This window comes from Ruegeria sp. CG3, assembly GCF_056537205.1.
Genome location: NZ_JBQFRC010000001.1, coordinates 2,024,214 through 2,037,073, shown reverse-complemented (window position 1 = coordinate 2,037,073; position 12,860 = coordinate 2,024,214). Strand labels below are relative to the sequence as shown.

General features: G+C 64.2%; 15 protein-coding genes. 5 read left to right on the top strand and 10 right to left on the bottom strand.

Annotation, left to right across the window (positions count from 1 at the left end; translation table 11 throughout):
• Positions 1 to 42: 42 nt before the first annotated feature.
• Genes ACR0NB_RS10095 through ACR0NB_RS10075 form a run of 5 tightly spaced genes read right to left on the bottom strand, consistent with a single transcriptional unit; the run spans position 43 to position 5,900 of the window.
• Positions 43 to 843, bottom strand: a complete 801-nt coding sequence (locus ACR0NB_RS10095; RefSeq protein ID WP_480632577.1) for a PaaX family transcriptional regulator C-terminal domain-containing protein — start codon at positions 841 to 843, stop codon at positions 43 to 45.
• Positions 844 to 894: 51 nt separating this feature from the next.
• Positions 895 to 2,925 (bottom strand): phenylacetic acid degradation bifunctional protein PaaZ, encoded by a 2,031-nt coding sequence (paaZ, locus tag ACR0NB_RS10090; protein WP_480775561.1) that lies wholly within the window; start codon positions 2,923 to 2,925, stop codon positions 895 to 897.
• 43 nt (positions 2,926 to 2,968) lie between these two features.
• On the bottom strand, positions 2,969 to 4,321 hold the full coding sequence (locus tag ACR0NB_RS10085) for a TRAP transporter large permease (protein WP_480775560.1): 1,353 nt from the start codon (positions 4,319 to 4,321) through the stop codon (positions 2,969 to 2,971).
• Entirely contained in the window at positions 4,318 to 4,824 is a 507-nt protein-coding gene (locus ACR0NB_RS10080; RefSeq protein ID WP_170598951.1) for a TRAP transporter small permease, read from the bottom strand. Before ACR0NB_RS10080 ends, ACR0NB_RS10085 begins: the two co-directional genes overlap by 4 nt.
• A gap of 56 nt (positions 4,825 to 4,880) precedes the next feature.
• Positions 4,881 to 5,900, bottom strand: coding sequence for a TRAP transporter substrate-binding protein (locus ACR0NB_RS10075; RefSeq protein WP_480775559.1), 1,020 nt, complete (start codon positions 5,898 to 5,900; stop codon positions 4,881 to 4,883).
• A 166-nt stretch (positions 5,901 to 6,066) separates the two neighbouring features.
• Here ACR0NB_RS10075 and paaG point away from each other — a divergent pair, with 166 nt between their 5' ends.
• The 5 genes from paaG (at position 6,067) to ACR0NB_RS10050 (ending at position 9,490) form a co-directional block, all read left to right on the top strand.
• The gene (gene paaG, locus ACR0NB_RS10070; RefSeq protein ID WP_480775558.1) at positions 6,067 to 6,852 is read left to right on the top strand and encodes a 2-(1,2-epoxy-1,2-dihydrophenyl)acetyl-CoA isomerase PaaG; all 786 of its coding nucleotides are present in this window, start codon (positions 6,067 to 6,069) and stop codon (positions 6,850 to 6,852) included.
• Positions 6,853 to 6,854: 2 nt separating this feature from the next.
• The gene (paaI, locus tag ACR0NB_RS10065; RefSeq protein WP_480775637.1) at positions 6,855 to 7,283 is read left to right on the top strand and encodes a hydroxyphenylacetyl-CoA thioesterase PaaI; all 429 of its coding nucleotides are present in this window, start codon (positions 6,855 to 6,857) and stop codon (positions 7,281 to 7,283) included.
• Positions 7,284 to 7,298: 15 nt separating this feature from the next.
• Positions 7,299 to 8,609: a phenylacetate--CoA ligase PaaK gene (gene paaK / locus ACR0NB_RS10060; RefSeq protein ID WP_480775557.1), complete on the top strand. Its 1,311-nt coding sequence runs from the start codon at positions 7,299 to 7,301 to the stop codon at positions 8,607 to 8,609.
• Positions 8,610 to 8,612: 3 nt separating this feature from the next.
• Positions 8,613 to 9,209, top strand: coding sequence for a TetR/AcrR family transcriptional regulator (locus ACR0NB_RS10055; protein WP_005978266.1), 597 nt, complete (start codon positions 8,613 to 8,615; stop codon positions 9,207 to 9,209).
• 71 nt (positions 9,210 to 9,280) lie between these two features.
• Positions 9,281 to 9,490 carry a hypothetical protein gene (locus ACR0NB_RS10050; RefSeq protein ID WP_170585162.1) on the top strand — a complete coding sequence of 70 codons (210 nt, stop codon included), beginning with the start codon at positions 9,281 to 9,283 and terminating at the stop codon, positions 9,488 to 9,490.
• Here ACR0NB_RS10050 and ACR0NB_RS10045 read toward each other — a convergent pair whose 3' ends face one another.
• From ACR0NB_RS10045 to paaB, 5 genes are read right to left on the bottom strand one after another with little or no spacing between them, the layout of a single operon-like run.
• Positions 9,491 to 10,249: a Phenylacetic acid catabolic protein gene (locus ACR0NB_RS10045; protein WP_170340287.1), complete on the bottom strand. Its 759-nt coding sequence runs from the start codon at positions 10,247 to 10,249 to the stop codon at positions 9,491 to 9,493.
• A 13-nt stretch (positions 10,250 to 10,262) separates the two neighbouring features.
• Positions 10,263 to 11,336 carry a 2Fe-2S iron-sulfur cluster-binding protein gene (locus tag ACR0NB_RS10040; protein WP_480775556.1) on the bottom strand — a complete coding sequence of 358 codons (1,074 nt, stop codon included), beginning with the start codon at positions 11,334 to 11,336 and terminating at the stop codon, positions 10,263 to 10,265.
• A 10-nt stretch (positions 11,337 to 11,346) separates the two neighbouring features.
• Positions 11,347 to 11,808 carry a 1,2-phenylacetyl-CoA epoxidase subunit PaaD gene (gene paaD, locus ACR0NB_RS10035; protein WP_480775555.1) on the bottom strand — a complete coding sequence of 154 codons (462 nt, stop codon included), beginning with the start codon at positions 11,806 to 11,808 and terminating at the stop codon, positions 11,347 to 11,349.
• A gap of 6 nt (positions 11,809 to 11,814) precedes the next feature.
• Positions 11,815 to 12,576, bottom strand: a complete 762-nt coding sequence (gene paaC, locus ACR0NB_RS10030) for a 1,2-phenylacetyl-CoA epoxidase subunit PaaC (RefSeq protein WP_480775554.1) — start codon at positions 12,574 to 12,576, stop codon at positions 11,815 to 11,817.
• Positions 12,576 to 12,860 carry a 1,2-phenylacetyl-CoA epoxidase subunit PaaB gene (gene paaB / locus ACR0NB_RS10025; protein ID WP_005978248.1) on the bottom strand — a complete coding sequence of 95 codons (285 nt, stop codon included), beginning with the start codon at positions 12,858 to 12,860 and terminating at the stop codon, positions 12,576 to 12,578. The genes paaC and paaB overlap by 1 nt, the downstream gene beginning before the upstream one ends.

Sequence of the window (12,860 nt, the reverse complement as noted above, 5' to 3'; positions counted from 1 at the left end):
AGGATAGGGTCAAACGGCGTTTCAGGAAAACCTGCCGTGGGGTCAGTCTTGGTTTAGCTCGTCGGGCAGGGGGCGCGGCAGTTGATCCAGCAGGCGGAATACCTGCGCGCGACAGGCCGGGCCGGTCCAGTCCGGCGGGCAGAATCCGTCGGGCAGGTCGGGCAGACGCAGAACGACGCGCCGCCACCGGTGCACGATCAACGTGCGCAGCGTGGCGATCTGACAGGGCGTGGGCTCCCAACTGGCCGGGCGGCCTTGGGACACGTGGCGCACGGCCCCGTGCAGGGACCGGCAAGCCGTTCGCAATTCGGGTGGGAGCAGCTTTTCATGCACCCAGCGCGGGACCGAGCGGGCGGTGACCTCAAGGATCAGCAGTTCGTCCTGGTCCACGGGCGGTGCCCCCGATCCCAACGCGGCGTTGCGGCCGATCGGCGTGTAGTCTTGGCTGAGCAGGATGTCTTCCAGCAGCCGGGTGCCGGTGCCATCCTCGGCGATCAGCAGGTGCAGTGGCGTATCCGGCGCAGGGTCACGCGCATAGATGCGCGGCGTGACCCGGGCAGATTGCGTGCGGCCATATTCGGTCAGGAAATGCATCGAAACGCGCCCGACCCGGTCGCTTTCGATCCAGCCATCCTTGCGCAGGCGGTGCAGGGCCACGCGGATCGCCTCGGGCTTGATGCCCATCGGTTCGATGATGCGGCCCAGCGCCCCGCCCGAGATCTTGGCGCCGCGCTCCTGCGCCATGTCGCCGAACAGCGACACGATGATCGACCAGACCCGCTGATTCTGCGGGTCGGCCAGTTCGGCTACGGCCTGGGTGAACCACGGATGCGCGTTGGTCATGCGCCCAGTCTATCCGGCCCAGCGGTGCAAGAAAAACACTTTGCCGTGCGCTCAGTAGGCGTTCATGGTCAGCAGTTCGTATTCGGCGACCTTCTCGTCATCCTGATTGGTCAGCGTCACGTGCCAGCGCACCTCGCCATAGTCGTCGGTGCGGCGGGTCTTTTGCTTGATCGTCAGGCGGACCTTGATGCTGTCGCCGGCCACAACCGGTTTCATGAAGCGCAGGCCGTCCAGCCCGGTATTGGCCAGCACCGGCCCTTCGTTCGGCTCGACGAACAGACCGGCGGCAAAGCTCAGCAGCAGATAGCCATGCGCCACGCGGCCCGGAAAGAACGGGTTTCTGGCCGCCGCGTCCTCGTCCGTGTGGGCATAGAATGTGTCGCCGGTGAAATGGGCGAAATGTTCGATGTCGTCCAGGGTGATGGTCCGGGGCGCCGTGTGCAGCGTCTCGCCGATCTGCAGTTCCGTGAACTTGCGGGTGAAGGGATGCGCGGGGCCTTGGATCTCGGGCGCGCCGGGAATCCATTTCCGGCCGATCGTCGCCAGCATCCGGGGCGAGCCCTGCAGGGCCGTGCGCTGCATGTAGTGTTTCACGCCGCGCACGCCGCCCATCTCTTCACCGCCGCCGGCGCGGCCGGGGCCGCCATGGACCATGTGCGGCAGTGGCGAGCCATGGCCGGTGGATTCCTGCATCGAGTCGCGGTCGTTGATATAGATCCGCCCGTTGAAGGCGGCCGCGCCCATCACCACCTGGCGCGCGACCTCGGGGTCATGGGTGATCAGCGAGGTGACCAGCGACCCCTGGCCGCGATTGGCCAGCGCGATGGCGTGGTCCAGATCGCGATAGCCCATGATGGTCGAGACCGGGCCGAACGCCTCGGTGTCATGCACGTGCCGGGCGGCGTCGGGGTCGGCGCAGTGAAACAGCATCGGCGGGACGAAGGCGCCTTTTTCGGCATCGGCGCCGACCACCTCGAACGCGTCGGGGTTGCCGAACACGCGTTCGGCCTCTTGCCCGATGAGGCGGGCCTTGGCCAGAACGTCGGCCTTCTGCCCGTTCGAGACCAGCGCGCCCATACGCGTGCCGTCCAGTCGCGGATCGCCGATCGTGGTCTGCGCCAGCTTGGCCGAGATCGCGGCGATCAGCGCCTCGACCTGCGCCTGGGGGGCGATGATGCGGCGGATGGCGGTGCATTTCTGTCCGGCCTTCGTCGTCATCTCGCGCACGACTTCCTTGACGAACAGGTCAAATTCGGGCGTGCCGGATGCCGCGTCGGGGCCCAGGATCGAGGCGTTGAGGCTGTCCTGCTCGGCCACGAACCGCACCGAGTTGGTCACGATCACCGGGTTCTGCCGCAGCTTCATCGCGGTGTCGGCCGAGCCGGTAAAGCTGACCAAGTCCTGACAGGTCAGATGATCCAGCATGTCGCCCAGCCCGCCCGAGACCAGCTGCAGTGCGCCGTCGGGCAGGATGCCGCTGTCCAGCATGATCCGCAGGGCCAACTCGGTGACATAGCAGCTGTTGGTGGCCGGTTTCACGATCGCCGGAACCCCGGCCAGCAGGGTGGGGGCCAGTTTCTCCAGCATCCCCCAGACCGGGAAGTTGAAGGCGTTGATATGCACCGCGACACCCTGCAGCGGGGTGCAGACATGCTGGCCCAGGAAGGTGCCGTTCCGCGACAGCTGCTCGACATCGCCATCCAGATAGACATGGCCGTCGGGCATCTCGCGCCGCCCTTTCGAGGCAAAGACGAACATGGTGCCGATACCGCCATCGATGTCGATCAGGTGATCCTTCTGCGTGGCGCCGGTTTCAAAACTCAGGTCATAGAGCGCCTGTTTGCGTTCCGACAGCGCCTGCGCCAGCGCCTTGAGCATCTTGGCGCGTTCATGGAACGTCAGCTGGCGCAGGGCAGGCCCGCCCACGTCGCGGGCATGGGCCAGCATCGCCTGCACGTCCAGCGCATCGTTGCCGGCGGTGGCGAAGGGTTCTCCGGTGATGGCCGAGGCGATGGTGCGGGCCCCGGCACCGGGCGCAACCCACTGGCCCGCGGCGAAACTGGAAATCTGTTTCAGAGACATGAAATGCTCCTGTTTTGGGGCCGCATTGCGCGGCGAAATGTGATCAGTGACCCAGCGCACCCATCTGTTGCGGCAGGTACAGAACCACGATCGGAACCAGAACGATCAGCGCCAGGCGGAAGATGTCGGCCACCCAGAACGGGGTCACGCCGCGAAAGATCGTGCCGGTCGAAACATCGCCCACCACGCCTTTCAGGATGAACACGTTCAGGCCCACCGGCGGGGTGATCAGCGAAATCTCGGTCACCACCACCACGACGATGCCGAACCAGATCGGATCATAGCCCAGCGAGGTCACCAACGGGAAGAAGATCGGAACCGTCAGCAGCAGCATCGACAGGGATTCGAACACGCAGCCCAGGATGATGTAGATGCCCAGGATCATGAGGATCACAACGAAAGGTGCCACGTCATAGGCGGTGACCATGGCGATCAGCGCCTCGGGCAGGCCGGCCAGGTTGATGAAGTTCGAAAAGATCTGCGCGCCGATCAGCACCGCGAACAGCGCGGCGGCGGTAAAGCAGGTTTCCTTCAGCACCTCAAAGGTCGATCCCACGGTCAGCCCGCCGCGGAACAGCGCGATCAGAAAAGCCCCGGCGGCGCCCATGCCTGCGGCCTCGGTCGGCGAAAAGGTCAGGTTCAGTGGTTCGAAATCGAACACGCCATACAGCCCGCCGATCACCAGGAAGAACAGCAGAAGCACCGCCCAAACGGACCCCAGAGCGCTGATGCGCTCGCCCCAGCTGGCGCGTTCACCGGCCGGGCCGGCATCCGGGTTGCGCCAGACGGTCCAGCGCACGGCGAACAGGTAGAACAGGATGCCCAGAATGCCGGGGATGATGCCGGCCATGAACAGCTTGCCGATCGAGGTTTCGGTCAGCAGCCCGTAGATGACCAGGATGACAGAGGGCGGGATCAGGATGCCCAGCGTGCCGCCGGCCGCGATCGAGGCGGTCGAGAGTTCGTCGGAATACCCATAACGGCGCATTTGCGGCATCGCGACTTTGGACATGGTCGCGGCGGTGGCCAGCGACGATCCGCAGATGGCCGAGAACCCGCCGCAGGCCGCGACGGTCGCCATGGCGATGCCGCCGCGCATATGGCCCAGAAAGGCGTTGGAAACGGCATAAAGCTCGCGCGCCATGCCGCCCTTGTTGACGAACAAGCCCATCAGGATGAACAGCGGCACGACCGACAGGCCGTAATCCTGCGCGGTATCGGTGATCTGGCGGCCGACCATCGACATCGCGGCCTTCAGCCCGCGCTCGTCAAAGATCGAGCCGCCGCGTTCATAGGCAAAGCCCAACGTGCCGACCAGCCCCATGGCAAAGACGATGGGCAGGCGCATCAGCACCAGGATCAGGACAAGGGCAAATCCGATGAGGGCAGCGGTCATTGAGTGGATTCCGTCAGGGTCTTGGGGGCAAACAGGTGCAGCAGTCCGGTGATGATCATCACCACGGCGGTGATCGCCACCGACGCAGCGATGAACCAGCCGACGAGGTATGTCGGGATGCTGAGGTATTCGGTGACATCACCATAGTCGCGGGCGCGTTCGGCCAGAATCCACACGCGCTGGACCGGCCAATACAGCATGGCGCCGCTGAGGATATAGATCACCGCGTCACGCAGGCGGCTGAGGCGCAGGCGGTGGAAGATACCGTCGGTCAGGTCCACGGCGATATGCCCGTTGGTGACCGAGATGATGGGCAGCACCGAGAACACCAGAATCGCCATCAGGATGCGCGTCAGTTCGGTGGCGGCCTCGATCGGCGCGTTGAAGACCGACCGCAGGATCACGTCGCAGAAGGTCATCACCATCAGGATGAACAGGGCCGTGCAGGCGACGATCACCGGCAGGACGCTGGCGCGCCGTACAAGCTGGATGAGAGGGGTCATCGGGTGGCTCCGGAAGGGGCTGGGTGGGGGCGGCCAGTGCCGCCCCGCATCAGGGATCAGTTCGAGGACATTTCCGACTTGATCATGTCATAGGCGGCTTGCGCATCGACGCCGGCTTCGTTGACTTCGGCAATAACCTTGGCGCGCACGTCCTCGGCGATCGTCGAGAACTTCTCCATGTCCTCGGCAGCGGCTTCGTGGATCGCATTGCCCTCGGTGCTTTGGGTCGCTTCACGGCCGATGGCGTCGATCTCGTCCCAGATCTTGCCGATTTCGCGGCTCAGCGGTTCGCCGAACACGTTTTCTTCCAGCGCTTTCTGGATGTCCTCGGGCAGGTCGGCGAAGGTGTCCTCGTTCATGATGAAGGCAAACGACCCGCGATACAGGCCGCCCGGCATCTCATAGACGTTCGGGGCCACTTCGGTCAGCTTGAAGCCCTTGCGGGATTCGAACGGCATGACCACACCGTCGGCGGCCTTCGAGGCCAACGTCTCATAGACCTTGGGGGCCGGAACCTGGATGCCGGTCGCGCCCAGTGCGGTGCCCACATCGCCACCGACGCCACCGGGGATCCGCACCTTGAGGCCCGAGATCTGGTCCATCGAGGTCACCGGGCTGCTTGTGTGCAGCTGGGCGGGGCCGTGGGTGTGCAGGGCAATGACCTTGACGCCGCGGTGTTCGTCGGCGGCCTTCAGGTATTTGTCGTAAGCGAGCCAATAGGCGACCGAGGCGGCCTCGGCCGAGCCTTCATAGCCCGGCAGTTCGATCAGTTTGGTCGTCACGAAACGGCCCGGCTGATAGCCGTGGAAGATGATCGACGCATCCGCCGCGCCATCCATGATCAGGTCCATCTGGGCCGGGGGCGGGGCGATGCCCAGCTTCAGCTCGGCAGTCACTTTGCCGTCGGTGGCCTCTTCGACCATCTCGACGAATTTGGGCCACATCTTGGCGTTGATCCCGTGGGTGGGCGGCGCCCAGCTGGAAATCGTCAGGGTGTAATCCGCCGCAAATGCCACGCTGCCCGACACTGCCAAGGCAGCCGTCGCCAACAGCGTTTTGATCCCGTTGAGTTTCATGACTGGTTTCCTCCTCCAAAACATGAGTCACAAATGCGTTAATGGTCCTTTTTGTAACCATCAACTGGCCGAAAGCCCGGATTCGGCGCTTCGTCGGAGAAATTTATTGACCAACCGTTCGGTTAATGCAAGAAGAATATCGAAACGAATGCAAAGCGAGCGGCCCATGAGCGATACGATTCTTGCGCAGCGGCGTGGAAATTATGTGGAAATCACTCTCAACCGCCCTGATCGCCTGAACAGTTTCACCGAGGAAATGCACCACGCCCTGCGCCGCGCCATCGAAGGCGCGCGCGATGAAGGCGCGCGGGCGATCCTGCTGACCGGGGCCGGGCGCGGGTTCTGCGCGGGGCAGGATCTGGCCGACCGCGACCCGTCGAAAATGGACGGCCCGCCGGATCTGGGCCACACGGTGCGCACCTTATATGCGCCGCTGGTGCGGTTGATCCGGTCGCTGAACTTTCCGGTGATCTGCGCGGTCAACGGGGTGGCCGCGGGCGCGGGGGCCAATCTGGCGCTGGCCTGCGATATCGTGCTGGCGGCCGAGTCCGCGAAATTCATCCAGTCCTTCGCCAAGGTCGGGCTGATCCCGGATACCGGCGGCAGCTGGCACCTGCCGCATCTGCTGGGCGAGGCGCGGGCCAAGGGGCTGGCCCTGACCGGCGAGCCCTTGATGGCGAAGACGGCCGAGGACTGGGGCCTGATCTGGAAAGCCCTGCCCAATGCCGACCTGATGATCGAGGCGCGCGCGCTGGCCGAACGCCTGTCGAACGGCCCGACGTTGGGCCTGGGTCTGACCAAGCAGACCATCCAGGCCGCCGCGACCAACAGCCTGACCGATCATCTGGAGATCGAGGCCGACGCCATGAAGGCCTGCGGTGAATCCGCCGATTATGCCGAAGGTGTCGCAGCTTTTCTGGAAAAGCGCAGCCCGGAGTTTCGGGGCAAATGAGCATGACGCCGAAAGAACGCGCCGAAAAAGCCGCCGCCGCGATGTGGGCACAGGACCATGCCTCGAAATGGGCGGGGATGGAACTGGTCGAGGTCGACGAGGGCACCGCGACACTGGCGCTGACCGTGCAGCAGCACCATTGCAACGGGCACGGGATCTGCCATGGCGGCGTGACCTTCATGCTGGCCGACAGCGCCTTTGCCTTTGCCTGCAACAGCCGCAACCAGTCGACCGTGGCCCAGCACAACGTGATCAGCTATGTCGCGCCGGGTCGGCTGGGCGACCGGCTGACCGCCCGCGCCACCGAGCAGAGCCTGACAGGCCGCAGCGGCATCTATGACGTGACGGTGACCAACCAGGACGGCTGCAAGATCGCCGAGTTCAGGGGTTTTTCCCGCGCGATCAACGGCACCCTGTTTCCAGAATCTTGAGGTGAGGAGGACATCATGAAGGATCTGACCCCGAACAAAGCGGATCTTGACCCGATCGAGATCGCGTCGATCGATGAAATCCGCAGCTTGCAGCTGGACCGCCTGAAATGGTCGCTGCGCCATGCCTATGACAACGTGCCGATGTACAAGCAGCGGTTCGACGAGGCCGGGGTACATCCCGACGATCTGAAAACCTTGGCCGATCTGGCCAAGTTCCCCTTCACCTACAAGAACGATCTGCGCGACCACTATCCGTTCGGCCTGTTTGCCGTCCCGCGCGAGCAGATCATCCGCCTGCATGCCTCGTCCGGCACCACGGGCAAGCCGACCGTGGTGGGCTACACAAAAAACGACATCGACCACTGGGCCGATCTGGTGGCCCGCAGCCTGCGCGCCAGCGGTCTGCGCAAGGGCGACACGATCCACAATGCCTATGGCTATGGTCTGTTCACCGGCGGTCTGGGCGCGCATTACGGAATCGAGAGGTTGGGCGCCACGGTCGTTCCCATGTCCGGCGGTCAGACCGAGAAACAGGTGGCCCTGATCACCGATTTCAAACCCGACGGGATCATGGTCACGCCGTCCTACATGCTCAACATCCTGGAACAGTATCACAAGGTCGGGATGGACCCGCGCGAAAGCTCGCTGTCGGTGGGCGTATTCGGGGCCGAGCCCTGGACGGATGCGATGCGCAAAGAGGTCGAGCAGGCGTTTGACATGCATGCCGTCGACATCTACGGCCTGTCCGAGATCATGGGGCCGGGCGTCGCCAACGAATGCGTGGAAACCAAGGACGGCCCGGTCATCTGGGAGGATCACTTCTACCCCGAGATCATCGACCCGCAGACCGGCGAGGTTCTACCCGACGGCGAAATGGGCGAGTTGGTCTTTACCACGCTGACCAAGGAAGGCCTGCCGATGATCCGCTACCGCACCCGCGACCTGACGCGGCTGCTGCCGGGCACCGCGCGTTCGATGCGGCGGATGGAGAAGATCACCGGCCGCAGCGACGACATGATCATCCTGCGCGGGGTCAACGTCTTCCCCAGCCAGATCGAGGAACAGGTCATGGCCACCGGCGGCATCGCCGCGCATTACCAGATCGAGCTGTACAAATCCGGCCGCATGGACGCGATGCGCGTCTATGTCGAGGCGATGCCCGACGCGGCCGATGAGCTCAGCAAGACCGCCGCCGCGCGGATGCTGACCAAGCGGATCAAGGACATCGTTGGCGTTTCCACCGAGATCGTTGTAGGGGACCCCGGCGATGTCGAGCGCAGCCAGGGCAAGGCCAAGCGCGTCGTCGACAACCGAGACAAGGAGTGAGGTTTGGCCCGTACGATTGCAAAAGATCACGACCAGAAACGCGCCCAGATCCTGAAATCGGCGGCGCGGGTCTTTGCCCGCGAAGGCTTCGACCGCGCCTCGATGACCCAGCTTGCGCGCGAATGCGGGATCTCGAAGGCCAACATCTATCACTACTACGACAGCAAAGACGCGATCCTGTTCGACATTCTCGAGACCTATCTGCGGGAACTGCGCGACCTGATCTGCGGGCTCGAGATGGACGGCCTCAGCCCGCCCGAAAAGCTGCACCGCGTAGTGGCCGAGATCCTGCTGGCCTATCAGGGCGTGGATGACGAACACCGGGTCCAGACCAGCGGCATGTCGGCTCTGCCCGAGGATCAGCAGCGCCTGTTGCGCGGGTATCAGCGTGACATGGTGAATTTCCTCAGCGCGATCCTGTCCGAGGTCGCACCCGACGTGTTCCAGGGCGACGGGGCCAAGCTGCGGTCGGCCACGATGTCGGTCTTCGGCATGCTGAACTGGTATTACATGTGGAATTCCGGTGCCGATGCGCAGGCGCGCCGGGACTATGCCGCGCTGGTCAGCAACCTGACCCTGTCGGGCGTCAAGGCGCTGTAGCTCCGGCCCTGCCGGCATTGTGATTTGGCTTTTGCGGGTGTCCCGGCGTTTACTTGCGGTCGGAGGGCGCCATGCAAAAACCGGAACGGTTCGACAAATTCTATTTCGCCAAGGTCGGGATGGGCGAGGCCTGCGGTTGCGCCGAGCGCATCATCGACGTCTATGAATTCAACCGCAAAGCGGGTGCGCGTGACGCGGGCATGGTGGCTCGGCCACGGCGTCGCGGCCTGCGATCGCTTGCCCTGAAATACGGCCTGATCAGCCGCCCCAGCGGGCGGTGATCACGGGGTGCGAAGGCCCAGCCGCGTGACGACCTCTGCGGCCTCGGCCAGCCAGCGGTTTTTCAGTTCGACCCCCGAGGCCCGGCGCAGGCCCATCTGGCGCAGCTTTTCCATCCGCTCGGGGTTGCCCGCGCCGAAACTTGCGGCCACGCGGGGCCACCAGTAATCGACCGAGTCCTGCATCGCCGGCGCCGCGCCCTGTTCCAACAGCTTGACCGCGCCTTCCAGAGCCAGTTCGCCGTGATGCGCCTCGATCGGGGCGATGGCGCGGAACGCCTCGGCCAGCGGCTGATAGGACACCAGCGCGAACTCGGCCAGTTGCACGCCCACGGCCCGGCTCATCAGCAGGTTCATCACCACCGCATCGGTCCAGCCTTCGATTGGATAGTTGAAGACCGCAAGGCGCATGTCATGTTCGCTGCGCGTGGCCCCGATATCGGCGGAACGGTCCAGCCGGGCGGTCCACGGGTGATGCGTGGCATAGCGGTCGGTATCCGCGCCGAACTCGCCCATGATCTTCAGCACGCGGTCGGCATTGTCGGTCTTTTCCAGAACGATCTTCGCCGCCGCGATGCGTTCCTTGATGCCCGGCCCCTGGTTGATGATGTCCGCAAACCCAGCCGCACCGGCCAGTTCGCTATCGACGAAGGTCGCCATCAGTTTCATCAGCTCGGCCCGGTATCGGGGTGGCACATTGGTCGGGTTGGTCAGAACGCCGCCTGCCGCTAGGTAGCTTTCGATGCTCATGTCTTCGGCCATGGTCCCTCTCCCTTTACTGGTCGTAATCGACGACGACATTGTCGGTCAGCGGGTAGGCCTGGCAGCTGAGCACATAGCCTTTCTCGACCTCGTAATCCTCGAGCGCGTGGTTGGCGACCATCTCGACCTCGCCTTCGATCACCTTGCAGCGGCAGGTCGAACAGACCCCGGCCTTGCAGGCATAGGGGGCGTCCATCGCGTTTTCCAGCGCCGCATCCAGAATGGTCTGGTCCTTGGGCATGGTGATGGTCTGGGTGGCGCCGTCCAGCGTGACCCGCGCCTGGGTCTGGTTGGCCTGCGCGGCGCTGGCGGCATCGCCCTGCTTGCGTTTGGCGCGGCCGGGTTGGGCGCTTGCGAACAGCTCGAACTTGATCTGGCTGTCGTCCAGCCCGTGTTCGCGCAACGCCTCGGCAATGCCCAGCATCATCGGCTCGGGGCCGCAGATGAAGGCGGTGTCGGTGTTTTCGACGTCGATCCAGTGCTGGAACAGCTCGGCGCATTTCTCCTTGGTCACCAGCCCGGTGAACAGGTCGATCTCCTGCGCGTCGGTTTCCAGGATATGGATCACGTTCAGGCGGCCCATGTACTGGTTCTTCAGGTCTTCCAGCTCTTCGCGGAACATGATCGTGTTCACGCCCTTGTTGGCATAGACCAGCGTGAAGCGCGCATTCGGCTCGCGTGCCAGCGTGGTCCTTAGGATCGACAGCACGGGCGTGATGCCCGACCCGCCGGCAAAGCCCAGGTACTGCCGATGCGCGGCCGGGTCCAGCGGTGTGTGGAAGGCCCCCATCGGCGGCATCGCCTGCAGCCTGTCGCCCACTTTCAGCTCGGTGTTGGCCCAGGTTGAAAAGGCGCCGCCCTCGACCCGTTTGATGCCCACCTGCAGAACGCCGTCATCCTTGCCCGCGCAGATCGAGTAGGAGCGGCGCAGCTCTTCCCCGTCAAATTCACGGCGGAAGGTCAGGTACTGGCCCTGGACAAAGTCGAATTCCTCGGCCGCGCCGTTCACCGGTTTCAGCGTGACCACGACCGCGTCGCGGATGGTCTTGTGGATGTCGGTGACTTCCAGATCGTGAAAACGTGCCATCCGGTCCTCCTCAGATGCACTTGAAATAGTCGAAGGGTTCCAGGCAATCGGTGCAGCGCCAATGCGCCTTGCACGGGGTCGAGCCGAACTGGCTGACCTTTTCCACTGCCGTGCTGCCGCAATGCGGGCAGCGGTCGGGTCCGCCCGCGGGCTGGGGCGGCGCGATGCCATAGTCCTTCAGCTTCGCACGCCCCTTGTCGCTGAGCCAATCGGTCGTCCAGGCCGGAGAAATGCGGGTCTCCAGCTTGATATTGTCGATGCCGTGGTCGCGCAGGGCGGTTTCGATGTCCATCGCGATGACCGAGGTCGCCGGGCAGCCCGAATAGGTGGGCGTCACGGCAACCTTCAGCGTGTCGCCCTCCCATGTCACATCGCGCACGATGCCCAGATCGACGACCGAGATCACGGGGATCTCTGGGTCGGGTACGGCGTCGAGCCATTCCCAGACCTGCTCTACGGTGGCGCGGTTCATCGGGCTTTACCAGGTTGCGCCCGGATAGGCCCGCTGCAGCCATTGCATCTGGGTCAGCAGATGGCCCAGATGTTCGGTATGCATGCGCCCGTCGCGGCCGCCCTTGTGGGCAAAGCGGCTGTCGGGAATGCTCAGGGTGGCTTCGGTCAGCACGCGCCGAACCAGCGCGTCATATTCCTCGCGCAGGCTGGCCGGATCGGGGGCGATGCCCGCGGCGGCCATCTCGGCATCGACCTCGTCGCTGGCGAACATCTCGCCCACATAGGGCCAGAGGTAATCCAGCGCCTCCTGCATGCGTCTGTGGCTTTCCTCGGTGCCGTCGCCCAGCCCGACCACCGTGTCGCTGGACCGTTCCAGGTGATAGGCGACCTCTTTGCTGGCCTTCTCGCCAATCGCCGCGACCCGGTCGTCAGACGACTTCAGCAACCGGCCCAGCATGATCGAGTGCCAGGCATCAAACAGGAACTGGCGCATCAGGGTGCGGCCGAAATCGCCGTTGGGCACCTCGACCAGCAGCACGTTGCGGAAATCCCAGGCGTCGCGCAGAAAGGCCAGATCGTCGGCGGACTTGCCTTCGCCCTGAACCTCTCCGGCCAGGCCCAGCCACATCTGCGTCTGGCCGATCAGGTCCAGCGCGGTGTTGGCCAGCGCGATGTCCTCCTCCAGCACCGGCGCGTGGCCGCACCATTCGCTGACGCGATGGCCCAGGATCAGCGTGTTGTCCCCCATCCGCAGCAGGAATTGCAGGAATGCCTCGTCGCGGGTCATCACATCGCCCCCACTTCTTCGGGGATGTCGAAAAAGGTCGGATGACGATAGACCTTGCTTTCGCTGGGCTCGTACAACGGGCCCTTGTCGCTGGGCGAACTGGCGGTGATGTTGTTGGCCTCGACCACCCAGATCGAGACGCCCTCGTTGCGGCGGGTATAGACGTCGCGGGCGTTCTTGATCGCCATTTCGGCGTCGGGCGCGTGCAGCGAGCCGACATGGCGATGACTCATGCCGTGCTGGCCGCGAATGAAGATTTCCCACAGGGGCCATTCGTTTTTCAT